This window comes from Rathayibacter sp. SW19, assembly GCF_030866825.1.
Classification (GTDB): domain Bacteria; phylum Actinomycetota; class Actinomycetes; order Actinomycetales; family Microbacteriaceae; genus Rathayibacter_A; species Rathayibacter_A soli.
Genome location: NZ_CP133020.1, coordinates 2,076,814 through 2,102,313 on the forward strand (window position 1 = coordinate 2,076,814; position 25,500 = coordinate 2,102,313).

Genomic DNA, 25,500 nt, shown 5'->3' on the forward strand with positions numbered 1-25,500 from the left:
ACAGCCGGCGCGGTCGGTGCGCTCGCTGTGCGATGCCGCTAAAAGTCTTGCAGGTTGCCGCGCAACCCTCCGCCGCCGAACTCGCTGCGGACAATGCCACGCCGGCGCAGGATCGGAACGAGCTCGTCCAGCATCCGGTGGACGGTGACCGGGTGCAGGTCGCCCCAGAACAGCATCCCGTCGTTGTCAGCGGACTCGCCGAGGTCCTCGATGAGGTCGGCCAGCTCTTCAGCAGTGCCGACGAATCCGCTGCGATCGCTGATTCGGCCCAGCCGCGCCTGCTTTTCAAGCAGCGTGCGCAGGGGAGTGGTCGCCGGGTCCAGCCCGCCGAGCAGACGATTGATGCTGCCCTTGGAAACATGGTCGCCGAACACCGACACGTCAAGCGGCGCATCGAAATCGAGCGCGGTGAGGTCGGTCTCCAAGTCGCTGGATTGACGCTCGGCAATGTTCAGAATCACCGCGTCATCCGGGTTCGCGGATGCCGCCACCAGCCTGTCCGCCTCATCCGCGCTGGAGACGAGCACCGGTTGGATGGCGAACAGAATCTTGATATCGCGTGAGGAGCGACCGCGCTCGCGGGCAGCCTCGTGGATGCGTGCGCGATAACCGCGAATGCTGTCCGCGTCGAGCGGAGCGAGGGCCAATTGCACATCAGAGTTCGCACCGGCGAACCCGAGGCCGCGCCCGGAACCGCCGGGGGAGACGATCACAGGCTCTCCGTCGGTGAACGGGATTGCGTTGAGCGGGCCGTCGAAGGAGAAGTATTCGCCGCGATGCTGGATCGTGTGCAGCTTCGAGCCGTCGGCGTAGCGACCCTGTGCGGGATCAGCGATCAGCGCTGTGTCGCCCCAGCTGTTCCAGAGCGCTTTGATGCCGCCGAGCCATTCTTCGGCGCGGTCATAGGCGGCGTCGTGCGACAGAGTGTCCCCACCGAAATGCCGGGCGCTACCGGTGTCGGTCACGACGTTCAGGCCGAGCCGGTGACCGCTGAGGTGTTGCAGTGTCGCGAACTGGCGCGCTGCAGTGTATGGCAGGTAACCCGCCGGGTTCACCGTCGGAACAACGCCGATCTGTGAGGTGGTGGCGAATAGGTAAGGTGCGAGCAGCAGCGGGTCGTGTTTTGGGCCGCCGAACGCCTGCCGAATCCGCAGATCGATCGTGGACGCATTGCCGAGCGACGGCGCATCCTCGATGATAAGCAGGTCGAATCCGGCCTGCTCCAATTCACGGATTGACTGTTGGTACAGGGCCGGCTCGGTCCACCGGTAATTCCAGTCGAGATACGGATGCCCCCAACCGTGCGGCCCGAAACCGCGCGCCAAGAACCAGCCGAAATGCTGCTGACGGGTCATAGTGCGCCTGCTCGCACCGCAGCGAGTCCGCGGTCGAGATCGTTGATAAGGTCGGCCACATCTTCGATGCCGATCGAGAGCCGGAGCGTGCCCGGCCAGATGCCCGACTGGCTGCGCTCGTCGTCTGTGCGCAGGTTGTGACTTGTCGTGGCCGGATGCAGGATGAGCGAGCGCACATCGCCGAGATGCGTCATGTGGGTGAACACCGTCAGCGCGTTGACGAATCGGCGTGCCGCCTCGATACCGCCGCGCAACGTGAACGAGAAGACCGAGCCCTGGCCATCGGGGAGATACCGCTGTGCAAGCGCGTGAAACGGGTTCGACTCAAGCCCGGAGTAGTCCACCGAGTGAACCTCTGGCCGCTGTTCGAGCCAGCGGGCGACGCCGAGCGCGTTCTCGCTCTGGCGTTCGACGCGCAGTGAGAGCGTTTCGATGCCCTGGTTGATCAGGAACGCGTTGAGCGGTGAGGGTGTCGGACCGAAGCGCATCGAGACCACTTCGCGCAGATACGCGAACCGTGCCAGGCCGCCTGTTCGCTCGGCAAAGCTGGGGCTGCCGAGGCGCCCGCTGCTGGTCAGGTGCGGAAACAGGCTGCCGGAACTTTCTGCGTCAAACTGACCGTTGTCCACGATGATGCCACCCAGTACGGCGCCGTGGCCTGCGAGGAATTTGCTGGCCGAGTGAATGACCATGTCCGCACCGTGTTCGATCGGTCGCAGGAGGTAGGGCGTGGCCAGTGTGTTGTCGACGATCAACGGGATCCCGTGCGCGTGTGCGACCTTCGCGACCGCAGCGATGTCCAGGATGTCGTTCTTCGGGTTCGGAATCGACTCTGCGAACAGCGCCCGTGTCGTCGGCCGGATCAAGCGCTCCCATTCGACGGGGTCGTTCGCGTCGTTCACGAAGTCGGTTTCGATGCCCAGTCGCGGCAGATTGTCGAGGAACAGCCCGCGTGTTCCCTCGTAGATGCTGCTCGCCGAGACGACGTGCTGGCCCGCCTGCAGGAGCCCGAGCACGGTTATCGCGACGGCGGCCTGGCCGCTGCCGACCAGCAATCCGGCTGCACCGTGTTCCAAGGCCGCGACACGTCGTTCCACCGCTGCCGAGGTCGGGTTGCTCACCCTCGTGTAAGAGTAGCCGTCGCCGGTGCTGAATTCTTCGGCGGCCTGGTCGAAATCGTCGAACGCGAAACCGGCGCTCAGATAGATCGGTGTCGCGCGCGGGTTCGCAGTGATAACGCCGACGTCGCCCGCGTGCAGTTGCTGGGTTGCAAACCCCTCTCGCCGTTCGATGGTCTGCTGGTCGGCGATCTGCTGGTCGGCAGTCTGCGGTTCCGCGGTCCGGGGCAAAGCCATCGTTACCCCTTTCGATTCGGCGGATGCTGTGGTCACGTTGTGCGCGGTGCGCGCTACATAGATCAAGCGTGACATGCCCACTGAATCGTGACGCGAATGCTAAGACCTGTTACGTCATCGCGTAGGTGCGCCGCGCTGCTGCCGGCGAGCGAAGACTGCTCAGGGGCACAGCGGTTGAACAAGGAGTGTCAGTACGACCGCGGCAGATCCAGTGAGTGCCGAGCGACGTAGTTGAGCACCATCTCTCGGCTGACCGGGGCGATCTTCAACAGCCTGACGATGCCCCACAGCGGGATCAAACCGAATTCCGTGCTCAGCCCGTTGCCGCCGTGCGTCTGGATGGCGGCGTCCACGGCCACCAACGCGGCCTCGGCTGCCGCGTACTTGGCCATGTTCGACGCCTCACCCGCCGGGCGTCCGTAGTCGTGCAACCAGGCGGCCTTGTCTGTCATGAGTGCCGCCAGTTCGATCTCGATCTTTGCGGCGGCCAGTGCGTGTGCGATGCCCTGGTGGGCGCCGATCGGCACGTCCCACACCTGTCGGGTCCGCGCATATTCTGCGGCCTTCTCAAGCGCAAAGCGGCCGACGCCGACGCAGATGGCCGCGCCGACAATGCGCTCCGGGTTGAGCCCGTGGAAAACCTCGGCGAAGCCCTCGTCCAGTACTCCGACGAGTTGATCGGCGCCCAGCCGCACGTTGTCGAAGAACAGCGTGAACTGCCTTTCCGGCAGGGATGCCGACACCGGCAGATTCTGCGCCGTGAAGCCGGGCGCATCCGTCGGAACGATGAACAACGACAGGAGTGCTTTGCCTGACTTGTGATCCGTGCCGGTGCGGGCGACGACGAGCACGGCATCCGCCTCGTCGACACCGGAAATGTAGTACTTGGTTCCGTTCAGCAGCCAGTCGGCAGCCTCACCGTCGCCGTCTCGTGTGGCGGTGGTCGACATACGAAGAGTGTTGGACCCGGCATCAGGTTCTGTGATGGCGAAGACGACTTTCGTTTCTCCGCTCGCCATACGGGGCAACCAAGTTTCTTTCTGTTGCGTGCTGCCGTATCGCGAGATGACTTCGCCCGAGATCGCGCTGGAGACCAGCATGAGCAGGAGGGGAGAGCCTTGCGCAGCGGTCTCCTCGCAGACCAGTGCGAGTTCCGCGAGTCCGGCTCCGCCGCCGCCGTACTCCTCGGGGAGGTTGATGCCGATGAAGCCCTGCTTGCCGAGTTCGAGCCACAACTCCTGGGTGGGTTGATGGCGCTCGGCGTGGTCCGCATAGTACGAGCGGCCGAACGACTTCGTGATCGCTGCGACCGCTTCGCGGATGTCGGCGTGACTTTCTTCTGTGTCGAAATCCATGTGACGGTTGACCTTCCTGCACACAATTCGAGCCGGAATCCACGGGAGTGCAGCACCGGTGCTCGCGATTATCTGAAATCTTAGTAAATCACCATTAACTCGATTAGGCTTGTCTGCACGGCTCTCGATCTGGTCTCGGTTTGACGAGCGGAGCCGTACGATCGGGAAGAGAACGACGCATTCGAAGGCACGCTGGGGGCCATTCACCCGCACCTGGCAGGAGGAACCAGTCAATGAAGGCAGGGTCAATGAAGATCGCAGTGCTTGTCAAGCAAGTGCCGGACACGTACGAAGAGCGGCACCTCGACGTGGCAACAGGCCGACTCGACCGCGCCGCCAACGAGCCGATCATCGATGAGATCTCAGAGCGCGCCATCGAGGCAGCGCTCCAGCACAAAGATGCGAACAAGGACACGGAGGTCGTGTTGGTGGCGATGGGGCCGGCATCCGTCACCGCGGCGCTGCGCAAAGCACTGGCGCTCGGCGCCGACTCGGCCGTGCACGTGCTGGACGATTCGCTCGCCGGCGCTGACGTCGGCCTCACCGCGAGTGTGCTAGCCGCAGCACTCGCAGCGCAGGCACCAGACCTGATCGTTGCAGGCAACGAGTCCACCGATGGGCGCGGCGGGGTTGTGCCCGCGATGGTGGCCGAGCATCTTGGAATGCCGCACCTGACCAGCCTCGAATCCGTCGAAATCAGTGATACTGCGGTCAGCGGGGTGCGCGGCACGGAATCCGGGAGCCTGGACGTGCACGCGTCGCTGCCCGCAGTGATCTCCGTCACGGAGCGGATGCCGGAGGTTCGGTTCCCGAATTTCAAAGGCATCCTGTCAGCCAAAAAGAAGCCGCTCACCGTCACCACACTCAGCGAACTCGGACTCGATCCAGCCGTGCTCGACGCGGAAGCCGGCCGATCGGTCGTGCTCAGCACGACGACGCGCCCAGCTCGCAGTGCGGGTGTGAAAGTGGCCGATGAGGGGAATGCCGGTGTCGAACTTGCTGCATTCCTGGCTGAGAACCACCTGATCTGACGAAGGACGAGCGGATGTCGAACATACTTGCACTCATCGAAATCTCACCCTCCGGCGAGATCGGCCATACCGCCGCGGCATTACTCGGGGCCGCCTCCGTGCTGGGAAGGCCCGTCGCCGTGCTGGCGGTCACTCCTGGCGCCGGCGACGGGCTCGTCGATGAGCTCGGGGCGATGGGCGCCGCCGACGTGTTCATCGCCGAAACCGACCAGGCGGGCGCACTGCTGACGTCCCCCGAGCTGGAGGCCCTGGTGGCGGCAAATGCGGCGCTTCAGCCCGCCGCAATCCTGATCGCGAACTCGACCGACGGCCGTGATGTTGCCGGGCGTCTGGCGGCGAGGCTGCACGCGGGTCTCGCGATCGACGCCGTAGCGGTGCGAATGGAGGCGGACAAAATCGTCGCGACTCACTCGATCTTCGGCGGTGCGTACACTGTTGACTCCACCGTCGAACCTGCGGCCGGCGGCAGTCCGGTGATCGTGACGGTGCGGCCGGGCGCCGTGCAAGAGCGCGCGGAGGCGGTGACGGCATCCGCGTCGACGGTGCCGGTGACCGTCGATTCGGCGAGCGCAGCGTTCATCGACGCCGTGCATGACGCCGTGTCGTCGTCGACCCGGCCAGAGTTGCGCGATGCGGCGACGGTTGTCTCGGGTGGGCGAGGCCTTGGTTCTGCGGAGAACTTCGAGCTGGTCGAGCGACTTGCGGATGCCCTCGGTGCAGCCGTCGGCGCCTCTCGCGCCGCCGTCGATGCGGGCTATGTGCCACAGTCATTCCAGGTCGGCCAGACCGGGACGACCGTTTCGCCGCAACTGTATGTCGCGCTCGGAATCTCCGGAGCGATCCAACACCGCGCCGGCATGCAGACGGCGAAGACGATCGTCGCCATCAACAAGGATGCCGATGCCCCCATCTTCGGCATCGCCGATTACGGAATCGTGGGTGACGTTTTCACGGTCGTGCCACAGCTGATCGAGTCCATTCAGGCTCGCGCGCAGCAGTGAAGACCAGCCCGGCGAAGACGGACCCCGTGAAGACCGACACGCGCACCCTGACCACGTCTCGATGGTTCAAGCTGGTCTGGATAGTGCCTGCGGCGTTGGTCGCGTTGCTGCTTGTGGTCCTTGCCGCGAACTGGATTCGGGGTCTTCCAGCCGTGCAGTCGTTCATGCACACCTACCCGGGCACGTCGGAACTTCCTGCCGGGGCCCCGGTCGGATTTCCAGTGTGGCTGGAGTGGCAGCACTACCTCAACTTCTTGCTTATCGTCTTGATCATTCGTGCGGGCTGGCAGGTGCGCAACACGGCAAGGCCGAGCGCGCACTGGACACGCAACAACACCGGCCTGATACGCACGAAGAATCCGCCGCGCACGATCAGTCTTGATCTGTGGTTTCACTTCGGCCTCGGCTGGCTGTGGGTGCTGAACGGGATCGTGTTCTACGTGCTGATCTTCTCGACCGGGCAATGGACGCGGATCGTCCCGGTGCACTGGGACGTGTTTCCGAACGCCATCTCAGTCGCGATCCAGTACGCATCGTTGAACTGGCCGACTGAAACCGGATGGGTCAACTACAACGGCCTGCAGTTGCTGGCCTACTTCGCCACGGTCTTCCTTGCTGCTCCGCTGGCCATCATCACAGGCCTGCGGATGTCGGGCGCGTGGCCGAGGAACGCAACTCGGCTGAACAGGATCTACCCGATTACGCTCGCACGCGCGATCCATTTTCCGGTGATGCTGTATTTCGTGCTCTTCATCGTCGCCCACGTGACGCTCGTGCTTTCGACAGGTGCGCTGCGCAACCTCAACCACATGTACGGCAGCAGCAACGACGTGAATTGGGTCGGCTTCTGGATTTTCGCCGCATCGCTGGTGATCGTGGTCGCCGCGTGGGTGGCCGCACGACCGATGTTCTTGCGCCCGATTGCCGGCCTGACCGGAAAAGTCTCGCGATGAAAATGCTGCCGACGATCTTTCTTCGACACCGAAACACACACCTGACCGAAGGGAACAGTGACGATCATGACTGAATACAGACCGCCTCTTGCCGACATCTCATTCATCCTGGAGCATGTCGTGGACTATCCGGCGATCGCCGGATTGCCCGGCTTCGAGCACGCCGACCTTGAGACGGTCGTCGAGTTGCTCGAGCAGGCGGGCGAGTTCATGTCAGAGGTTGTGGCACCGACCAATCGCGCCGGCGACCTGCAAGGGTCCGTGCGACAGTCGGACGGTTCGGTCGTGACCCCCGACGGCTTCAAAGAGGCATATCACCAATACGTCGAAGCGGGCTGGGGTGCGGTGCCTCTGCCTGAGGAATTCGGCGGCGGTGGGTTCCCCCGCACCGTCGGTCTGCTCCTTCAGGAGATGATGACTTCCGCGAATATGGCGTTCGCATTGGGCCCACTGCTCACACAGGGGGCCATCGAAGCGTTGCTGAACTACGGCGACGACGATCAGAAGCAGCGTTATCTGCCCAAGATGGTCACCGGGGAGTGGGCGGCGACGATGAACCTGACCGAACCCCAGGCGGGCTCGGATGTCGGGGCGTTGACCACCCGTGCGGTGCGCCGCGACGATGGAACGTATGCAATTACCGGCCAGAAGATCTTCATCACGTATGGCAACCACGACATGACCGAGCAGATCGTGCACCTCGTGCTCGCACGCACCCCGGGCGCCCCTGCCGGTACCCGTGGCATCTCTTGCTTCATCGTGCCAAAGGTGCTCGTGAATGCGGACGGATCGCTCGGCGAGCCGAACGGCGTCAGCACCCTGTCGCTCGAACACAAGCTCGGCATCCACGGCTCACCCACCTGTGTGCAGTCGTATGAAGACGCCACGGGCTACCTGATCGGCGAAGAGAACCTCGGCATGCGCATCATGTTCGTCATGATGAACAGTGCGAGACTGTCGGTTGGCATGCAGGGGCTCGCGGTTGGAGAGCGCGCGTATCAGCAGTCGCTGGAATATGCACAAGAACGCAGGCAGGGTCGCGCGATCGACGCATCCGAGCCCGACTCGGCGATCATCGACTTTCCCGACGTGCGACGGATGCTGATGACCCAGAAAGCGTATCTGGCTGCGTTGCGCCGCCTGATGCTGCTGAATTCTGCGTATGTCGATCACAGCACCCATGACCCTGATCCGGCGTCCCGGGCGCGAGCAGACGAAATCGTAGGTCTGCTGACGCCGATCTGCAAGGGATTCGGCACCGATCTCGGAAACGAACTCACGTCGCTCGCATTGCAGATCCATGGTGGCATGGGCTACATCGAGGAAACTGGCGCCGCGCAACACTATCGGGATGTGCGAATCGCCGCGATCTACGAGGGGACGAACGGCATCCAGGCGGCTGATCTCGTCGGCCGCAAGCTCGGCGTGCGTGACGGTGCTTCTGTGCTGGAGTTCATCGCGACAATGCGTGAGATCGATGCCGAACTGGCGGACGCCGGCGCTGAGTTCGCTTCGATCCGCGCACAACTGACGGAACAACTGAACGCCCTGCAGCACGCGACGGTATGGATGCTGAAGACGGGACCGACCGATCCGAACGCTGTGCTGTCCGGGTCGAGCCCGTACCTGCGCATGTGGGGTCTGGTTGTTTGCGGCTGGCTGATGGCGCGCTCTGCACTGGCGGGTTCGAAGCTGGACAGCGCCGAGGGTGCCGAAACTCAGCTCGTTCTGGCACGGTTCTATGCGGAGCAGCTGCTGCCGCAGTGTGCCGGGCTGCTGCCGGCTGCTACGGCAGGGTCGCGCGATCTCTTTGCACTGGACGCAGACGAGCTGGCGAGTGTGGCGCGTCACCGCGTCGGGTAGTGCGATTCTGCGGAAACGTCACGCACAGCGATTGCCCGCACGGCCGAATCATTTCCGCGCGGCCGCGACCTCAGGATGCTCGGCTGGCAGCGCATGCCGGGCTCCGGCCCGGAGCAGACCGAGTTGCTTCGACTCCCACTGCGCGATCGCAGCGCGCTCCGCATCGGCCAGCCGGAATTCTGCGCACGCAGTGATCGCGGTGCCGCAATTGCAGCGCGAGGCATGCGCGGCATCCGGATGGTGCAGCGCGGCCAGCCTCCAGAGAACCACCATCAGACGATCCGAATACCGCCCCGCGAGTTCGGCTTTGCGCTCCGCGCGCCGCACCAGCTCGTTCTGCAGTTCGGCGCGGACGCCTGAGCCCGGCTCAGCGTCGAACTGGCCGATGACCGTGCGCGAGAGCTCGGCCACCTGTGCGCTCAGCGCGGCGAGAGCGGCAGCTGCGGTGGCCGCATCCGCCGCCGCCTGCGCGGCCAACGCCGCGAAGCGAGCTCGACGATCCTCGTCGATGGCACTCCAGAGCGCGACATGCTCGCGATCGCGGCGTTCGGCCTTGTCACTGCCGAGATGCTTCGTGCAGTGCGTGCAGACGACCTGGTCCGTCGCGGCCGTGAACCTGAATGGCTGCAGAGAGCCACAGCACAGGCACTCGACCTCCACGGTCGTGTAGAGCGGGTAGCCATGCGGCATGGCGCCTCCTCAGGCTTACGGACTCAGTTCCTACGGCGATATGCGCACCTTCATGCGACACCAGTCGGGAACATCGGGCGCGTTTCTTCGAACGTGCCGCACAGAGCAGGTGATCGCCAGTCTCCAGTATCGTCGACACACGCAGCTCTCGTTGGTGCGACCACTTTCGTCATCCTCATGGGGTGATGTCGCGGCAGATCCGCGACGTTACTGTCAGGTGTCAAAACGCCGGATCGATTGCGGGCGACACAAATGGTGGGCAACACACGGAAAAAATGGGTGCCGGTATTGCTGCTCGGGTGTGCGCAGTTCGTCATGGTGCTCGATAGCACGGTCATGAACGTGTCGATCTCAACCGTGGTGAAAGACCTGCACACCAGCGTCGCGGCAATGCAAGGCGCGATCACCTTCTACACCCTCACGATGGCCGCGGTCATGCTCCTTGGCGCGAAACTCGGAGACGTCTGGGGGCGCCGTCGCGCGTTCGTCATTGGATCGATCGTGTACGCGTGCGGCTCGCTGACGACCGCGCTCAGCCCGAACTTTGCCGTACTCTTCCTTGGCTGGTCGGTCATCGAAGGACTCGGAGCGGTATTGGTCATCCCTGCCATTGCCGCCCTCGTTGCGAACAACTACACGGGTCACGACCGGGTCACCGCCTATGCCATCATCGGCGCGATTTCCGGCGCAGCCGTTGCGGCCGGTCCGTTGATCGGCGGGTTTCTCACCACCTACCTGAGTTGGCGGTACGTGTTCTTCGGGGAGTCGGTGATCATGGTGATCGTGCTGTTGTTCGCCCGATTCGTCGCCGATACCAGCCAGCCGCGAAGCATCCGTGTTGATGTGCTGAGCGTGCTGCTGTCGGCGGCGGGGCTGGTGCTCATCGTTTTTGGAATGTTGCGCAGCAGCGTTTGGGGGTGGGTGCTTCCGGCTCACCCACCGACGATTTCCGGCAAGCCGATCGAGCCTCTCGGGCTGTCGTTGGTTCCGTACTTCATCGTCGCCGGTGCCGCTCTGTTGTGGTGGTTCTTTGTGCGGCAGCGTCAGCTCGTGGAGGCAGGACGACCCGCGTTGCTTCAGGTGTCGATGTTCGGCATCGCGCGGCTGCGTGCCGGCCTCTCGGTACTCGCCGCGCAATATGTCGTGACGGCCGGCTTGTTCTTCATGATCCCCGTCTACCTGCAGATGACGCTCGGCTACAACGCACTCGACACAGGGTTGAAGGTCTTCCCGTTGTCCGTGGCACTCATACTTTTTTCGATCGTGGGAACGCGTCTGTCTTCGATTTGGTCCCCTCGCGCGATCGTTCGGCTCGGTCAACTGGTACTCATCGCGAGTTGCGTGACACTGCTCGCATCGGTGTCTCTGGAGCTCAAATCGATCGCGTTCGGCTTCGGAATGTTCTTCGCCGGCGCGGCACTGGGTCTGCTCGCCTCTCAGCTCGGCAACGTCAACATGTCGGCCGTCGACGAGGCGCAGACAAGCGAGGTCGGCGGGCTGCAAGGCGTCTTCCAGAACCTCGGCTCATCGCTTGGAACAGCGCTCATCGGCTCGATCCTGATCGCCACACTGGCGTCGTCATTCCTGGGCGGGGTTGCCAGCAGCGACCTTCCGTCCGCCGTTAAAAGTCAGGTGACGACTGCGAGCCAGGCCGGAATCCAAATCGTGCCGGTCAGCAGCGTTCCCGCCATCGCGGCGAAGGCCGGATTGACCAGCAGCCAAGGCGAGGAACTGACCACGATCTACAGCGATTCACAGGTGTCAGGGCTTCGGGCGTCGTTCCTCGGTCTCATCCTGTTCGCGATGGTGGCGCTGCTCTTCTCACGGAACATCCCGATCGAGGTCAGTGGCCGTTCACCTCGGAAGCGCGCGGGTTAACAGACGACTGCTCGCGTCGGTCGAAACCGCAGACGCTGATCTCGCTTTTTCGCCTTCCAGCCTTCGGGCCTTCTGATCGTGCGTCAGGCTTCGGGGATCGGCTCTTTCGGCAGTTTCCGAACCTTCGTGCGGCGTCGGCGTCGCTCGGGGATCATCGAACGCATCTCTTCGAGCTTGCCGAAGCAAAGGAGGCGGTCGCCGCCCTCCAGCACCACACCGCTCCGCGGATTCGGAATCACCATCGCCCCACGGTGCAGCGTCAGCACGGTGATGTCCCTCTCGCCCAGCCCGGAATCGCCGAGCGGTTTGCCGATCAGATCGGCGTCGCCGTAGACGAGAAGTTCGGCCACGCCGTACCCGGTCGAGACGCTCAGCCGTTGACGCACGTCGATCTCCGGGAACGCGACCTGGTTTGCGATGAAGTCGATGATTGCCCCGGCGACGTCAAGGCCGGTTGCTCGCTCGATACCCTCGAGCCCGGGGGAGGAGTTGACCTCCATCACGAGCGGGCCGTCGTTGCCCTCGAGCATGTCGACTCCTGCGACGCGCAAGCCCATGATCTGCGCGGAACGCACGGCCGCCGACTCGTAGTCGGGTGCCAGCACCACCGGTTCAACGGTGCCGCCACGATGCAGATTCGACCGGAACTCATCGCCGGTCGCCACCCGTCGCATCGCCGCAACCACCCGGTCACCGACGACCAGCGCGCGGATGTCCCGTCCCCGGCTTTCCGAGATGAAGCTCTGAATCAACACGTTCTGCTTCGTTGAATGGAGCGTTTCGATGATCGCTTCTGCGATCTTCACCTCCGGGGCGAGGATCACGCCGATGCCCTGAGTGCCGGCCAGTAGTTTGATGACCACGGGCGCACCGCCCACCTGTTCGATGGCAAGACGCACATCGGCACGGCTGTGCACGAACGCCGTCGCAGGCATCGCAATGCTGTGGCGAGACAGGATCTGGTTCGCACGCAGCTTGTCGCGCGAGTTCGTGATGCCGTTTGCGGTGTTGGGCGTGTAGACATCCATTTGCTCGAATTGACGCACGACGGCCGTGCCGAAATACGTGATCGAGCTGCCGATCCGCGGCAGGATCGCGTCATAATCCGATAGCAGTTTGCCGCGATATTGGAGGTCGGGCTCTGGGCCGGATAGGTCGATGGCGAAGCGGAGCGTGTCCAGCACCTTCGACCTATGACCGCGTTGAAGCGCAGCCGCACGCAACCGCTGCGTCGAATACGCCTGCGGGGCGCGCGAGAGAATAGCGAGTTTCATTCGGGGCCCCTGCCAAGATGGTGGAGTGAGAGACGAACTCCATTCAAGCACCATCGTGGGCTGGCGCGAGTGGGTGAAGCTGCCCGGAATCGGCGTGCCCTGGATCAAGGCAAAACTCGACACCGGTGCCCGCAGTTCGTCATTGCACGCCTTCGACATCGAGGAACTACCAGGCAAGGGAGACGAGGGGCAAGGCCGCGTGCTGTTCAGCGTGCGACCGTGGCAGCGATCCGTTGAGGATGTCATCACTGTGGAGTGTGCGGTGCATGATCGTCGCACGGTTCGCAGTTCGTCTGGGCACGCAGAGGACCGCATCGTGGTGCTCGTCGATGTCGAACTGTTCGGCCGAACGGTCACAGCCGAGACGACGTTGAGCAACCGCGATCAAATGGGGTTTCGGATGCTCGTCGGTCGCGAAGCGCTGCGTCAAGGATTCATCGTGGACGCAGGTCGGTCGTTTCTCGGCGGTCGCGCACCCCGCGAGGTCCGGCGCCATAATCGCGGGCGCGGCTGAACCCGGTGAACGCCGTCGCTGAGCGCTGCGTAGGCTGAGATCATGCCTGCTGTGCTCGCCGATGCCCGCGCTCAACTCGCGGCGCTCTGCATGCGCGGCCTCGACTGGCAGGTCGACGCATCGCGGATGATGCTGCGCCCAACTGATGCGCGTCGCGCCGCTGTGCTGGTGCTCTTCGGGCGCCTCGACCCTGTGGCGGCATGGGCGCAGTCCGAGGTGTGGGCATCCGCTGCCGCGTTCGCCCCGGTCGCGCGCGACCTCGACGTACTCCTGCTGCGCCGGTCGGACACCCTGGACAACCATCCGGGCCAGATTGCGTTCCCGGGTGGTCGGGTTGAGGCATTCGATGTGGATGCCACTGCTGCGGCGCTGCGTGAGGCGGTCGAGGAAACCGGGCTGGAGCCCTCAGGCGTTGAAACGCTCGGCACGCTGCCCGACTTGTCCGTGCCGGTGAGCAATCACGTGGTTACGCCAGTTGCGGCGTGGTGGACCCTTCCCTCAGTCGTCGCAGCGGTCGACCGCCAGGAGACCGACGACGTGTTTCGGATACCGGTCGCTGAGATGCTCGATCCCGCCAACCGGGTGATGACGCAGCACCGGTCCGGGTCCCGGGTGTTCAGCGCGCCGGCGTTCGCAGTGGACGGTCGCCTGGTCTGGGGCTTCACCGCCATCGTGTTGTCGCGGATGTTCGACGAACTCGGCTGGGCCGTGCCGTGGGATCACACTCGCACGGTGCAACCGTACTGACCGGGTGGCATGATGGGCGCATGAAGCCAGAACTGCATCTGACCGGTGACCAGGCAGCGGATGCGTTGCTCTCCTCCGATCCGCTCGCTCTCGTCATCGGAATGCTGCTTGACCAGCAAGTTTCCATGGAAAGCGCGTTCGCCGGCCCGGCGAAGATCGCTGCACGGATGGGCGCCGCGGGCTCCCTTGATGCGGCAGCAATCGCGGCCTACGACCCGGAGGCGTTCGTTGAACTGTTCCGCGTGACACCGGCGGTGCACCGTTTTCCCGGCTCGATGGCCGCTCGCGTGCAGACCCTGTGCCGCACGGTCGTGGAGGACTGGGGCGGCGATGCGTCCGCGATCTGGAAGCGCGGCGACCCGACCGGCGTCGAGGTGCTCGCCCGGTTGAAGAAGCTGCCCGGGTTCGGCGACCAGAAGGCGAAGATCTTCCTCGCGCTGCTCGGCAAGCAGTACGGGCTGGATGCGCCCGGCTGGCGCGAAGCATCCGCACCGCTTGGCGAACCGGGCACGTTCCACTCGGTCGCAGACATCGTCGACGCGGACTCGCTCGCCCTCGTGCGCGAGTCGAAGAAGGCGCACAAGGCCGCGATGAAGGCCGCCCGCGGCTGAGCGCATTGCGGTGGCCTGACGTGCGCGAGGGCGGCATCATCCTGCGCGGGTGATTGCCGGGCGGCGCGACGCGGTTACCGTGACGCCATGACAAACGAACCAGAGCTCAGCAAGCCGGCGAGCACAGTGCTGTCAGACCTCGTCCACGGCAGGTTGCTGCACTTGCCGGTGAGCATCGACCAGTCGATCGAAGACTTCCACGACTCATCGCAGGAGTGGCGGCGACTCGTGTCCGAGTTGCTCGGCACCTTCTTCCTGGTGCTGGTGGCAGCGGGTGGCGGGATGATGGGTCAAGCGTTCGCAGGCACGATCACCCGGACCGACGCGGTCGTGGCACCGGGATTGATGGTGTTTGCGATCATCCTGTTCATGGGCAAGGTTTCAGGCGCGCACTTGAATCCTGCCGTCAGTATCGCGTTCGCGTTGCGCGGTGACTTCCCGTGGGCGCGCGTACCTGGCTACATTCTCATCCAGTTGATCGGGGCGAGTCTCGCCGCATGGTTCCTCACCGGGGTGCTTCCGGTGTCTGCTTCATTCGGGTCGAACTACCCGGCCAAGGGGTACTCAGACGGCATCGCATTCGTCATGGAACTGGTACTGACATTCGGGCTGGTCAGCGTGATCCTGGGCACCGCATCCGGTGCGCAGAACGTGGGCATCATCGGGGCGTTCGGGGTCGGCGCGTACATCGTTCTGGCGGGACTGTGGGGGAGTCCGATTTCCGGGGCATCGATGAACCCGGCACGAACCTTCGGCCCGGACCTCGTGTCCGGCGACTTCACCGGATACTGGCTTTACGTGGTCGGACCCATCGCCGGAGGAGTCATCGCCGTGGGGATGGCTTTCCTGCTGCGCGGACGCGGGGGAGGCGCATCCGGTTCCGGGGCAGCACAGGGCGAGCTCAATACGATCGTCGCGGCCGACTCAGAAGCGCCGCGCTGAAGAAACATACCGCACCTGTGAAGGTGCCGGCGTTAGCCCAGAACAGGCTCACCATGCTACTCGTCTCGGGAAGTACGAACGCGCCAACCGCCGAGACGGCGAACAGCACGGAGCCGAGCATGTTCAACCACGTCGTGCGCCAGACGCGAGCGTTCGGATCCCAGAGCTTGTCGCGCTTCGTTGTCGCGACAACTGCGAACGCGCTGGCGAGAAGAAATGCGCTCGAGCCGAAGGCGTCCGGGCGCCAGCCGCTGTTCAGGCGCGTGCTGCTGTTCAGCGCCGTCACGAGCGCGTCGGTCGTGCTCACGTTGAAGAACAGTGTGCCGACGAACTGCACTGCGGCGGCCCACCAATCGTAGACATCCGCTCGGGTGGTGCCTCGGCGAGGCGGCCTGCGGCCGCTCAGACTCAGCTGAATGAACGCTGCCACGGTGAAGAACAGTGCGCCGATGAAGAACGTCACATTGTCGATCACGGTTCCAACCGCCTGCGCGTACAGCGGTACTGCGCCCAGCATGAACGCGAGCGACCCAATCGCGAATCCCCACGCCTCGCGCCGCAGACGCCTGACAGGTTGTGCAGCCACGGTCGTTCCCCACTCTCGGATGTTCGGCTCTCGGATGCCGGGCTCTCGGGTGTTCGGCTCTCGGATCTTCGGCTCAGACGAGCAGGCCGAGTTCGCGTGCGCGTTCGATCGCTGCACTCCGATTCGGCGCATCGAGTTTGCGGTAAATGTGAACGATGTGCGTCTTGATCGTGTTCACTGAAACGAAGCAGCGTTCCGCGAGTTCCAGGTTCGTGAAACGACTGGGCAAATACGCCAAGATTTCTCGCTCCCGGTACGTGAGCGGTTCAGGCAGTTCTGCGCCGGGAGCAGCAGGAAGCGACTGCGCGGCGCGGTGCAGCACGCGGGCAAGAAATGCGGAGCGCGGCTCCGGCAGTTGTGCGAGCTGTTTGATGACGTGCGGGCCGCCGCGGAGGAACACATCGACCAAATCATTCGTCTCGGCCAGCTCGAGCGCCCGCTCGAAGAGCGCCTGCGACTGGGCGAGCTCGCCGACCGAATTCATCAGCCACGCCTGCAGTATGAGGTGTTCGACGCTCACGAGCGGGCCGTCCGACGGCGCAGGCGAGGCTACTCGCGCGAGCAGCGTGCGGGCGTACTCCGGTTGCCCGAGCGTGAGCGCTGTGGCGACGCGTTCGAAAAGCACAGCCGGCGTCGGGGTGCCGCCGGGCCAGGCCTGCGCAGTGTGATCGGTACTTCCCGCGAGTCGCTGTTGTCGCCCGTGCAACGCCTTCAGCCGGTCGCGAACAACGGCGGGCGGCGGTCCGTCGGGCGGTGCTGATTCCGTGGGGTCGTTCGACGCGGCTCGCAACAGTTGTACTTCAACATGCTGCACCCACAACAACTGCGCGCGCCGGTTGGACGAGGCGCGGACCAACCCTTCGTGAAGGGCGAGCGCTGCCCGATGCGGCTCGGAGCGCTCCAGCGCGATCAGTGCGAGCGCAAGGTAGGCGTCGGCGGAGACCGAGTGAACAATCAGGTGTGCTGCCTTCGCAACGTTCAACGCCTCAGTCGCTGACTCTTCCGCGTCGTGAAGGCGCCCGCTCCAGGCCTCGACCAGCGCGAGCGAGCCGAGAGCGCTCACTCTCCATGGTGAGTATTCTGCACCCTCGGAGGCGAGCGAGCGCTGGAGCCAGCGGCGCGCTTCGACCAGATTGCCTGCGAGAAAGTGGGCTCGACCGCCAGAGAAAAGCACTGTCGCAAGCAGCGATGCTCGATCGGTCAGGTGCAACAGGTCGGGCGTCTTGACGTGCGGGTGCTCCTCCAGGAGTCGCAGCGCTCGCACCGCGAAATCGACTGACGTCTCGGGATGAGGCGACCACTGAACTCGTCCGGCAATGAGGGCGCTCGCGACCACGCGCTGCCCGATCGTCGCGCGGGGATGATTCATCGCCCGGCGCAGAATGTCTTCAGCGGCCACTGTCTGGCCGGCGAGTCCGCGGAGAAAGCCGAGGAGAAGAGTCAAGTTGAGTTCGTCTGCGCTGCGCGATTGAGGTAGTGCCGTGATCCAGCGAATCATCGTGAGCATTTCGCCGCGCTCGAAGATTTCCGAGCCCCGCGCCCGGATCAATTCTTCCGCGCTTTCCCACTTTTGTGCGCGCAACAGATATTCGACGGCCGGATGCACCTCTTCGCGATCCAGATGCCACCGCGCAGCCTTGGTCAGCATCTCCGCCTCCGACTCGGTGCTCTCCGCGTGAAGCCGTGAGCGGAGAAAGTCCCGGAACAGATGATTGAAACGGAACCATTCGCGACGGTTGTCCAGTGGAACCAGAAACATCGATTTTCGTTCCAGCTCTTCGAAGAATCCCTGCGCCTCGGGTTCGCCGGTGACGAACGTGACGAGATCCGCGCACATGTTCTCCAGCACAGAAACGCGAAGCAACATGGTACGTGTGCGCACCGGTTGCGACTGCAGCACTTCCTCACGCAGGTAGTCGGCAACGAAACGGTCAGTTCCCGTGAATCGGGTGATGAATTCGTCTGGATTGTCCTGTGCGCGCAAGGCCAGACCGGCCAGTTGTAGTCCGGCCGCCCACCCTTCGGCTTGCTCCGTCAGAATCGCGATGCTGTGAGGCGAGAGTGTGCGACCGGAGATTCGAGCGATCAGCTCGGCAGACTGCATGCTGTCGAGTGCGAGATCGGCGCCGCGGACGTCTGTGAGAGCGCCCTGAAGGCGTCGCCTGCTTATCGTGACGGGCAACTCCGAACGCGCGGAAAACACCAGGTGGACGTTCGGCGGCACGACATCGACCAACCGCACCAAATCGGAAACCAAGTCCTGATTCGCGAAAAGGTGATGAAGATCGTCGAGCACGATCACCAGTGGAGGCAGATCGCCCATCGCCTCGCTGACGGCGTCGAGGAACGGCGTGCCGAGTCCGCCGTCGTGCAACGCGACCAGTTGCGCAAGCTCCTTGATTTCGGGATTCGAGCCGGGAAGGCCGGCGAGTAGGCGACGCACGAAATATGCGGGGTCGTTGTCCGCAGCGACGATGTCAAGCCAGACGAAGTCGAGTTCGGGATGCGACGACGCCCATTGCGACAGCAACACCGTCTTACCGGCGCCGGCTTGTGCGATGAGCAGAGTCAGCGTAGTCGCCAGCGAGTCATCCAGCGCCGAGCGCAATAGCGGACGATCGATTGCGTGTGCTGGTTCGAAATGTCTCGTACCCGTTCCCCGTCTTCCGCGCTAAATTCTCGCAGGAGATCACCGGGAAAGCCATAGTTTGTTTTCCGTGAAATGCGGCGTGAGTTCGCACATCATCCGATTGTGATGATGTCGCTAGAGACTGAGCTTTCTAGCGTAAGCACATGACGACACGCAGGCCACTAGCGAAGCCGAGCATTCATACGCACGGATTCAACGGCATCGGAAACCAGAATCAGCTCAATCCGCTTTTCACCCGTTCCGGAGAGGCCAGCGATTTTCCGTTGGACAGTCTGCCACCCGGGGAAAGCCTGCCTGAGACGGCCTATCAGGTCGTGCACGACGAAGCGATGCTCGATGGAAACTCCCGGTTGAACCTCGCGACGTTCGTTGGCACCTGGATGGATCCGGCGGCCAACCGGATCTACGCGGAGTCCGCCGACAAGAACATGATCGATAAGGACGAATATCCGCAGACCGCTGCCATTGAGACACGGTGCTGGCTGATGCTGGCAAAACTGTGGAATGCACCCGATGCACACAAGGCGATCGGCACATCGACGATCGGGTCCTCAGAAGCCTGCATGCTCGGCGGGTTGGCCTTGAAGCGCCGTTGGCAACAGGCTCGGCGTGCGGCGGGGAAGCCGACGGACAAGCCGAACCTCATCCTGTCCAGCGCGGTGCAGGTCTGCTGGGAGAAGTTCTGCAACTATTGGGATGTCGAACCGCGCTTCGTGCCCATTTCGCTGGAGCACAAGGTGCTCGACGGCGAGAACCTCGACCAGTACGTTGACGAGAACACGATCGGCGTCGTTGCAATCATGGGTGTGACGTACACCGGAATGTATGAACCGGTGGCCGAGATCGCGAAGGCGCTCGATCGCATCCAGGAGACGACGGGATGGGACGTGCCGATCCACGTCGATGGTGCATCCGGCGGCATGATTGCGCCATTCTTGCAGCCGGACCTGGTCTGGGATTTCCGGCTTGAGCGTGTTGCTTCGATCAGCACGTCCGCGCATAAATACGGTCTCGTGTATCCAGGCCTCGGCTGGGTGATCTGGCGAACTGTCGATGATTTGCCGAAGGACCTGGTGTTCGACGTCACCTACCTCGGCGGACACATGCCGAGCTTCGCGCTGAACTTCTCTCGCCCGGGTGCTCAGGTGCTTCTGCAGTACTACCTGTTTCTGCGCCTCGGCTGGGACGGTTACTACCGGGTGCAGAAAGCCAGTCAGGACGTGGCGGTGTATCTGGCCGGCGAAATCGCGAAAATGCCCGCATTCGACCTGTGGAACGACGGAACGGACATTCCCGTGTTCGCGTGGCAGCTGTCGAAAGGCTACACGCAGAACTGGAATCTGTACCATCTCTCCGAGCGCCTCCGCCTCAAGGGCTGGCTGATTCCGGCGTATCCGATGCCCGACGATCTCACCGACATGGTCGTTCAACGCATTGTTGTGCGCAACGGGCTCAGCCGCAACCTGGCCGAGAGCCTGATTCTCGACATCACGGAGGCCGTCGCCTATTTGGACGCACTGGAATCCCCGATGCCGACCGAGGGGCTCGTTGCGAGCTTCACACACTAGCCAAAGCAGTTTGAACGGCAATCTGTTTGAGCGGAGATATGGGGAGTTGCACGATGAATACACGAACGCAAACCCGAAAGAGCACACCCGAATCGGCGAACGCATCCGATCCACAGGCTCCGGTGCAAGAAGCTGCGATACCCAGTTTCGAGGTGCGCCGAGCGATCGGCCGCGCCGCACGCAAGCGGGTTCCGCGAGGCCTGCATGCGGCCTGGGTTCCGTCGAGCGACCGACCTGATCCTGTTGCACTCCTCGAGGAGCAGGCCGCCAGTCGTGTGCCCGAGCTGGTGCCGATCCGCTACGGGCGCATGATGGTCTCGCCGTTCACCTTCTACCGAGGTGCCGCGCTGATCATGGCCTCGGACCTCTCCACGACACCGAACTCCGGCATCATTACGCAACTCTGCGGGGATGCGCACCTGTCGAACTTCGGCGTGTTCGGCACTCCGGAGCGCACCATGATCTTCGACATCAACGACTTCGACGAAACGCTGCCAGGACCCTGGGAATGGGACCTGAAACGTCTCGCTGCGAGTTTCGAGATCGGGGGACGCAACGCGAAGCTGTCGAAATCCGATCGCCGTGCGGCGACGCGTGCGGTGTCACGCAGCTATCGAGAACAGATGCGCGAGGCGGCACACGCTCCGGTGCTGCAGGCCTGGTACGACCGGCTCGATGTCGATCAGGTTCTGGAATTGCTCCGAGCAGAACGGCATGCCAAGCACGTGGGCGGCCGTCAAATGGGCAAGGCTGACGAGATCATCGCGAAGGCCAGGACGAAAGACAGCGCCGGGGCTGTTGCGAAGCTCGTGCGGGTGGTCGATGGCCAACTTCGAATCCAACCGGATCCGCCGCTCATCGAAACCATCGAGAATATTGCCCCTGACGACGACACTCGGCGCAGGTTCGAAGGAACCATGCGGTCGCTGATCGAGGACTACACAACGACCCTTCCAGGTGAGCGGCACCCGATCCAGGAATATCGCTATGTGCACATGGCCCGGAAGGTGGTCGGAGTCGGAAGCGTCGGCACCCGGGCGTGGGTCTTGCTTTTGCGGGGCCGCGACGATCACGATTCGCTGGTCCTTCAGGCGAAGGAAGCGCAGGAGTCGGTATTGGAGCGGTTCCTCGGCCCGAGTCAATACGCCGAGCACGGTCAGCGCGTTGTTGCAGGACAGCGACTGATGCAGGCTGCCAGCGACATCTTTCTCGGTTGGCAGCAAGTCGATGGTGTCGACGGCGTCAAACGTGACTTCTATGTTCGACAGCTCCACGACTGGAAGGGTTCGGTCGACGTCGACAACGTCCGCGCCCGCGGCGTCAAGTTCTATGCCCGGCTCTGCGGTCAGGCGCTGGCCCGAGCACATTCCCGCTCGGGTGATCGCGTCGCGATCGCCGCTTACCTGGGAAAAGGCGACCGCTTCGATCGCGCGATCGCTGACTTCTCAACGGCATATGCCGACCAGAACGAGCGAGACTATGCTGCATTCGTCGAGGCCGTCTCAAGCGGCAGGCTCACCGCTGTGCCGGGGTTGTGAATCGCGCCCGTCGCGCTGAGTTGACTTGTCACTCGGGAGGCGCGGCCGACCGCGCCTTGCGTTGTGCCTTCTGATCCGCCCTGTGGTCCTTTCGATCCTGCTTGGCTGCGGAATCGTTTGCTTTCAGGATATTCCTGGTCTCGGAAGTGGGCCCGAGTGCTGGCCGCACCCAATGCGATTCCGGGTTCGAATCGATGAGGATCGCCTTGACGAGCAAGGTGAGCGGGATGGCGAGAATGGCGCCGATCGGCCCGATGATGACTGCCCAGAACAGCACGGAGAAGAACGTCATCGTCTGGCTCAGTGAAACAGCGTGGCCGACGACGCGCGGCTGGATGATCGACTGCACGACCGCGTTGATGATGCCGTAGACGATGATGATGGCGATGACGGTCGGCCAGCCGCCAACCAGGCCGCCGAAAATCAGCGGTGGAGTGATCGCGAAGAAGTAGCCGATGTTGGGGATGAAGCTGCAGAGGAAGGCGAGCAAACCCCACAACAGTGCGGCGGGCACGTGCATGATGTACAGAGCCAGCGCGTTGAGGATGCCCTGAACCACGCCGAGCACGGTGGTGACGACCATGTAGCGGCGCACGTTCGACGCGTACTGGTCGATCGCGATGACGAGGTCGGGTTTGCGCGTCGACAATTGCGCGAGAATCGTTCGCGTATACACCGCGTCAGCCGCCATCAAGATCATCATGGTCAGCACGATCACGAGGGATGCTGTGATGCCGACGACGCTGCCCAACGCCCCGGTCACGACGCCGGCAATGTTGCTGGGGCTGATTCCTTTCTCGACAGCCTTCACCTGGTCCGGGCCGATGCCGATGCTGGTGAGCCACGCGCCGATGTTCGCGCCGACCTGCGCGAACTGTTTCGAGTAGCTCGGCAGCATCGTCACGAACTGTGCGAACGCGATGATGATCGTGTACGTGAATGCCGCGAGCAACCCGAACACGACGAGGATGACGGAGCCGGTTGCGATGCCGCCCGGTACGCCGTGTTTCAGCAGAAACGTGCGCACCGGATTCGCGCAGATCGTCAGAATCAACGTGAGCAGCACCGGTGCAATGATGCCTTTGATGCCGCTAATGCCGATTGCCGTCACGGTGGCCGCGGCCAAAGCGATCAGAGTGGTCGTTCCTCGAGGGAATGCGCCAGCCGACTGATGACGCGGCACGCCCGATTCGCTCATCGCGCTTCCATGGTCATGGCATCACGCTAGGGATTGTGAAGGCACCGGGCGTCATCCCATTCGGATGATGCAGGCCGGCTTGAGCCGGCGTTAGCGTCGACGCTGAGGGAGGCCCACAGTATGCGGCCGTCATCGACAGCCGGAAGGGCGCGCCTCGTGAACGCACTGCAGACAACGAATCTGATCTGGATTCTCGCTGTCGTCGTAGACCTGGGCATCCGCATCGCAGCGATCATCATCATTCCGCGAAACCGCAAGCCGAGTTCCGCAATGGCCTGGCTACTGGCCGTGTTCCTGATTCCTTACGCCGGTGTGATCTTCTTCCTGTTACTCGGAAGTTCGAAACTGCCGCGGCGTCGTAGGCAGAAGCAGAAGCGGATCAACGCCATGATCGCAGCCGGTACGGCCGGAATGGACCTCGCCTCGGATCGGGATGACTGGCCTGCCTGGTTCGCGCGTGTCGTCGAACTCAATCAGACGCTCGGCGCTGTGCCCTTAGTCAGCGGCAACACCGCCGTTCTGATCGGAGACTACGGTGACTCGATCGAGGCGATGGCCGCAGACATCGACACGGCGACGGCGTTCGTACACGTCGAGTTCTACATCGTCTCCTTCGACCAGACCACGAAGAGGTTCTTCGCCGCGATGGAGGCTGCCGTCAAACGCGGTGTCACGGTGCGGGTGCTGCTCGACCATGTCGCATCGATCAGGACTGCCGGACACAAGCAGACGTTCGCCGAGCTTGATCGGATCGGCGTGAGCTGGAGTTTCATGCTGCCGGTGCAGCCGTTGAAGGGCAAGTACCAACGGCCGGACCTGCGCAATCACCGCAAGCTCGTCGTAATCGACGGCCGAGTCGGTTTCATGGGTTCGCAGAACCTGATCGACCGCAGTTACAACTCACCGAAGAACATCAAGCGGGGGTTGCAATGGCAGGAGTTGATGACGCGGGTCACCGGCCCCGTCGTGAGCGGGATCAACGTGATCTTCCTGTCCGATTGGTACAGCGAAACGGACGAACTGATCACGGATGAGCGGGTCGCCGCCGACCTCGTTCCGGCTGACACCTCCTCGGCTGCACTCGACTGCCAGGTGGTGCCCAGCGGGCCGGGGTTCGACGGCGAGAACAATCTGCGGCTGTTCCTCGCATTGCTGTACTCGGCGCAGGATCGGATCATCATCACAAGCCCGTACTTCGTGCCTGACGAAGCAATGATGTACGCAATCACATCCTCGTGCCAGCGCGGGCTCGACGTGCAACTGTTTGTTTCAGAGATCGGAGACCAGGGGCCGGTGTTCCACGCCCAGCGCTCCTACTACAGCGACCTGCTCGAGGCGGGTGTGCGCATCTTTCTGTATCCTGCTCCATACATTCTGCATGCCAAACATTTCTCAATCGATGACGATGTCGCCGTGATCGGGTCGAGCAACATGGACATCCGTTCGTTCAGCCTCGACATGGAGGTGTCGCTGATGGTGCGCGGGGCGTCCTTCGTCACGCAGATGCGTGCCGTTGAGGAAGGCTATCGGCAGATCGGCCGCGAACTGACCCGTGAGGAATGGTCTCGGCAGCCTGAGAAGTCGAGCGTGCTCGACGGTCTTGCCCGGCTGACTTCGGGGTTGCAGTAGGCCGCGCAAATGTCCGGGCCGATCGTCCACGAAAGGGGCACTCATGCTGCAGGCGCTGGGTCATGTTCTTCCGATCGCGGTCGCGGTCGCGCTCAGCTCAGTGCCGATCATGGCCACGATCTTGATCTTGCTGTCACCGAACAAGTCACGCTCTTCGCTGACATTCCTGCTCGGCTGGGTGGTCGGGATCGTGTTGGTCGTCGTGGCCTTCACTCTGCTCGCGCGAGTCATCCCGACGTCATCACCCAAGCAATCGCAAGTATGGATCGGGACCGCGCTTGTGGTGATTGGCGCGGCGCTGGTAGTCGGGGCGATCGCGCTGTGGCGCCGGGGAGTGGGCAAACCGTCGAACGGCGTTCCGAAGTGGCTGGCTGCCGTCGGCTCGCTCGGGCCATGGTCTGCCTTCGGGCTGGCGTTGCTGCTGAACCTTCGACCGAAAGCGATCCTGTTGGCGGCGGCCGCGGGGTTGTCGCTGCGATCGGATTCGCTCAGCGTTGCCAACACTGCGCTGGTCATCGCGATCTACACGGTGATCTCGGCCTCCGCTGTTGCCATTCCGATCGTCGCCCGGATGCTAGCCCCGCAACGAACGGACAAATGGTTGGTTGGAGCACGCAAATGGATCGCAAAGAACAACCGAATCGTCAGCATCCTGATCATGATTCTGATCGGCGTCGTGATTTTCAGCGACGGGCTGACCCGCCTCTGAACGCGTATGAGCGAACGGCGCGCTCCGTATTCGCCGTACCGAACAGCCACACA

At 63.2% G+C, this 25,500-nt stretch carries 21 protein-coding genes; 13 read left to right on the forward strand and 8 right to left on the reverse strand.

The genetic code is table 11. The features are described from left to right. Positions 1–38 precede the first annotated feature (38 nt). The 3 genes from QU604_RS09510 to QU604_RS09520 form a co-directional block, all read right to left on the reverse strand. Complete coding sequence (locus QU604_RS09510; protein ID WP_308468562.1) at positions 39–1,355, reverse strand: LLM class flavin-dependent oxidoreductase; 1,317 nt, start codon at positions 1,353–1,355, stop codon at positions 39–41. Continuing rightward, on the reverse strand, positions 1,352–2,710 hold the full coding sequence (locus QU604_RS09515; RefSeq protein ID WP_308468563.1) for an O-acetylhomoserine aminocarboxypropyltransferase/cysteine synthase family protein: 1,359 nt from the start codon (positions 2,708–2,710) through the stop codon (positions 1,352–1,354). The genes QU604_RS09510 and QU604_RS09515 overlap by 4 nt, the downstream gene beginning before the upstream one ends. Positions 2,711–2,898: 188 nt before the next feature. Continuing rightward, the gene (locus tag QU604_RS09520) at positions 2,899–4,065 is read right to left on the reverse strand and encodes an acyl-CoA dehydrogenase family protein (RefSeq protein WP_308468564.1); all 1,167 of its coding nucleotides are present in this window, start codon (positions 4,063–4,065) and stop codon (positions 2,899–2,901) included. A 248-nt stretch (positions 4,066–4,313) separates the two neighbouring features. On the opposite strand from QU604_RS09520, the gene QU604_RS09525 reads away from it, so the two are divergent. The 4 genes from QU604_RS09525 (at position 4,314) to QU604_RS09540 (ending at position 8,913) form a co-directional block, all read left to right on the forward strand. After that, the gene (locus QU604_RS09525) at positions 4,314–5,096 is read left to right on the forward strand and encodes an electron transfer flavoprotein subunit beta/FixA family protein (RefSeq protein WP_308468565.1); all 783 of its coding nucleotides are present in this window, start codon (positions 4,314–4,316) and stop codon (positions 5,094–5,096) included. A 14-nt stretch (positions 5,097–5,110) separates the two neighbouring features. Next, positions 5,111–6,097, forward strand: a complete 987-nt coding sequence (locus tag QU604_RS09530; RefSeq protein WP_308468566.1) for an electron transfer flavoprotein subunit alpha/FixB family protein — start codon at positions 5,111–5,113, stop codon at positions 6,095–6,097. Between the two features lie 26 nt (positions 6,098–6,123). Next, entirely contained in the window at positions 6,124–7,050 is a 927-nt protein-coding gene (locus QU604_RS09535; RefSeq protein ID WP_308468567.1) for a cytochrome b/b6 domain-containing protein, read from the forward strand. A gap of 66 nt (positions 7,051–7,116) precedes the next feature. Then, positions 7,117–8,913, forward strand: coding sequence for an acyl-CoA dehydrogenase (locus QU604_RS09540; protein WP_308468568.1), 1,797 nt, complete (start codon positions 7,117–7,119; stop codon positions 8,911–8,913). A gap of 48 nt (positions 8,914–8,961) precedes the next feature. Here QU604_RS09540 and QU604_RS09545 read toward each other — a convergent pair whose 3' ends face one another. Next, the gene (locus tag QU604_RS09545; protein ID WP_308468569.1) at positions 8,962–9,603 is read right to left on the reverse strand and encodes a hypothetical protein; all 642 of its coding nucleotides are present in this window, start codon (positions 9,601–9,603) and stop codon (positions 8,962–8,964) included. A 252-nt stretch (positions 9,604–9,855) separates the two neighbouring features. Here QU604_RS09545 and QU604_RS09550 point away from each other — a divergent pair, with 252 nt between their 5' ends. Next, positions 9,856–11,481: an MFS transporter gene (locus QU604_RS09550; protein WP_308468570.1), complete on the forward strand. Its 1,626-nt coding sequence runs from the start codon at positions 9,856–9,858 to the stop codon at positions 11,479–11,481. 83 nt (positions 11,482–11,564) lie between these two features. On the opposite strand, the gene QU604_RS09555 is transcribed toward QU604_RS09550, so the two are convergent. Then, a complete protein-coding gene (locus tag QU604_RS09555; protein ID WP_308468571.1) occupies positions 11,565–12,755 on the reverse strand; it encodes a RimK family alpha-L-glutamate ligase in 1,191 nt (396 codons plus the stop codon). A 25-nt stretch (positions 12,756–12,780) separates the two neighbouring features. On the opposite strand from QU604_RS09555, the gene QU604_RS09560 reads away from it, so the two are divergent. The 4 genes from QU604_RS09560 to QU604_RS09575 all read left to right on the forward strand — a co-directional run bounded on the left by QU604_RS09560 (position 12,781) and on the right by QU604_RS09575 (position 15,569). Continuing rightward, positions 12,781–13,269: an ATP-dependent zinc protease family protein gene (locus tag QU604_RS09560; protein WP_308468572.1), complete on the forward strand. Its 489-nt coding sequence runs from the start codon at positions 12,781–12,783 to the stop codon at positions 13,267–13,269. A gap of 42 nt (positions 13,270–13,311) precedes the next feature. Beyond that, positions 13,312–14,016, forward strand: coding sequence for an NUDIX hydrolase (locus QU604_RS09565; RefSeq protein ID WP_308468573.1), 705 nt, complete (start codon positions 13,312–13,314; stop codon positions 14,014–14,016). Between the two features lie 20 nt (positions 14,017–14,036). Beyond that, a complete protein-coding gene (locus tag QU604_RS09570) occupies positions 14,037–14,627 on the forward strand; it encodes an HhH-GPD-type base excision DNA repair protein (RefSeq protein WP_308468574.1) in 591 nt (196 codons plus the stop codon). Positions 14,628–14,714: 87 nt separating this feature from the next. Next, on the forward strand, positions 14,715–15,569 hold the full coding sequence (locus QU604_RS09575; protein WP_308468575.1) for an MIP/aquaporin family protein: 855 nt from the start codon (positions 14,715–14,717) through the stop codon (positions 15,567–15,569). Here QU604_RS09575 and QU604_RS09580 read toward each other — a convergent pair. Further along, positions 15,529–16,155, reverse strand: coding sequence for a hypothetical protein (locus QU604_RS09580; protein WP_308468576.1), 627 nt, complete (start codon positions 16,153–16,155; stop codon positions 15,529–15,531). The two genes, QU604_RS09575 and QU604_RS09580, sit on opposite strands and share 41 nt — an antisense overlap. A gap of 73 nt (positions 16,156–16,228) precedes the next feature. Then, a complete protein-coding gene (locus QU604_RS09585; protein WP_308468577.1) occupies positions 16,229–18,763 on the reverse strand; it encodes a winged helix-turn-helix domain-containing protein in 2,535 nt (844 codons plus the stop codon). A gap of 185 nt (positions 18,764–18,948) precedes the next feature. Here QU604_RS09585 and QU604_RS09590 point away from each other — a divergent pair, with 185 nt between their 5' ends. Further along, positions 18,949–20,373 (forward strand): glutamate decarboxylase, encoded by a 1,425-nt coding sequence (locus QU604_RS09590; protein ID WP_308468578.1) that lies wholly within the window; start codon positions 18,949–18,951, stop codon positions 20,371–20,373. A gap of 53 nt (positions 20,374–20,426) precedes the next feature. Continuing rightward, on the forward strand, positions 20,427–21,911 hold the full coding sequence (locus QU604_RS09595) for a DUF2252 domain-containing protein (RefSeq protein ID WP_308468579.1): 1,485 nt from the start codon (positions 20,427–20,429) through the stop codon (positions 21,909–21,911). 28 nt (positions 21,912–21,939) lie between these two features. On the opposite strand, the gene QU604_RS09600 is transcribed toward QU604_RS09595, so the two are convergent. Next, positions 21,940–23,109, reverse strand: a complete 1,170-nt coding sequence (locus QU604_RS09600) for an AI-2E family transporter (RefSeq protein WP_308468580.1) — start codon at positions 23,107–23,109, stop codon at positions 21,940–21,942. A gap of 156 nt (positions 23,110–23,265) precedes the next feature. Between QU604_RS09600 and cls the strand changes: the two genes are divergently transcribed. Both cls and QU604_RS09610 read left to right on the forward strand, forming a co-directional pair. Beyond that, positions 23,266–24,738 (forward strand): cardiolipin synthase, encoded by a 1,473-nt coding sequence (cls, locus tag QU604_RS09605; protein WP_308468581.1) that lies wholly within the window; start codon positions 23,266–23,268, stop codon positions 24,736–24,738. A gap of 43 nt (positions 24,739–24,781) precedes the next feature. Further along, positions 24,782–25,447, forward strand: a complete 666-nt coding sequence (locus tag QU604_RS09610; RefSeq protein ID WP_308468582.1) for a GAP family protein — start codon at positions 24,782–24,784, stop codon at positions 25,445–25,447. Positions 25,448–25,500: the final 53 nt, after the last annotated feature.

Excerpts from the sequence above, each read along its gene's own strand:
- QU604_RS09575 (WP_308468575.1), top strand. The coding sequence starts at position 14,715 with ATGACAAACGAACCAGAGCTCAGCAAGCCGGCGAGCACAGTGCTGTCA.
- QU604_RS09515 (WP_308468563.1), bottom strand. The coding sequence starts at position 2,710 with ATGGCTTTGCCCCGGACCGCGGAACCGCAGACTGCCGACCAGCAGATC.
- QU604_RS09610 (WP_308468582.1), top strand. The coding sequence starts at position 24,782 with ATGCTGCAGGCGCTGGGTCATGTTCTTCCGATCGCGGTCGCGGTCGCG.
- QU604_RS09600 (WP_308468580.1), bottom strand. The coding sequence starts at position 23,109 with ATGAGCGAATCGGGCGTGCCGCGTCATCAGTCGGCTGGCGCATTCCCT.
- QU604_RS09570 (WP_308468574.1), top strand. The coding sequence starts at position 14,037 with ATGAAGCCAGAACTGCATCTGACCGGTGACCAGGCAGCGGATGCGTTG.
- QU604_RS09525 (WP_308468565.1), top strand. The coding sequence starts at position 4,314 with ATGAAGATCGCAGTGCTTGTCAAGCAAGTGCCGGACACGTACGAAGAG.
- QU604_RS09540 (WP_308468568.1), top strand. The coding sequence starts at position 7,117 with ATGACTGAATACAGACCGCCTCTTGCCGACATCTCATTCATCCTGGAG.
- QU604_RS09555 (WP_308468571.1), bottom strand. The coding sequence starts at position 12,755 with ATGAAACTCGCTATTCTCTCGCGCGCCCCGCAGGCGTATTCGACGCAG.
- QU604_RS09550 (WP_308468570.1), top strand. The coding sequence starts at position 9,856 with ATGGTGGGCAACACACGGAAAAAATGGGTGCCGGTATTGCTGCTCGGG.
- QU604_RS09565 (WP_308468573.1), top strand. The coding sequence starts at position 13,312 with ATGCCTGCTGTGCTCGCCGATGCCCGCGCTCAACTCGCGGCGCTCTGC.
- QU604_RS09590 (WP_308468578.1), top strand. The coding sequence starts at position 18,949 with ATGACGACACGCAGGCCACTAGCGAAGCCGAGCATTCATACGCACGGA.
- QU604_RS09545 (WP_308468569.1), bottom strand. The coding sequence starts at position 9,603 with ATGCCGCATGGCTACCCGCTCTACACGACCGTGGAGGTCGAGTGCCTG.
- QU604_RS09595 (WP_308468579.1), top strand. The coding sequence starts at position 20,427 with ATGAATACACGAACGCAAACCCGAAAGAGCACACCCGAATCGGCGAAC.
- QU604_RS09520 (WP_308468564.1), bottom strand. The coding sequence starts at position 4,065 with ATGGATTTCGACACAGAAGAAAGTCACGCCGACATCCGCGAAGCGGTC.
- QU604_RS09530 (WP_308468566.1), top strand. The coding sequence starts at position 5,111 with ATGTCGAACATACTTGCACTCATCGAAATCTCACCCTCCGGCGAGATC.
- QU604_RS09510 (WP_308468562.1), bottom strand. The coding sequence starts at position 1,355 with ATGACCCGTCAGCAGCATTTCGGCTGGTTCTTGGCGCGCGGTTTCGGG.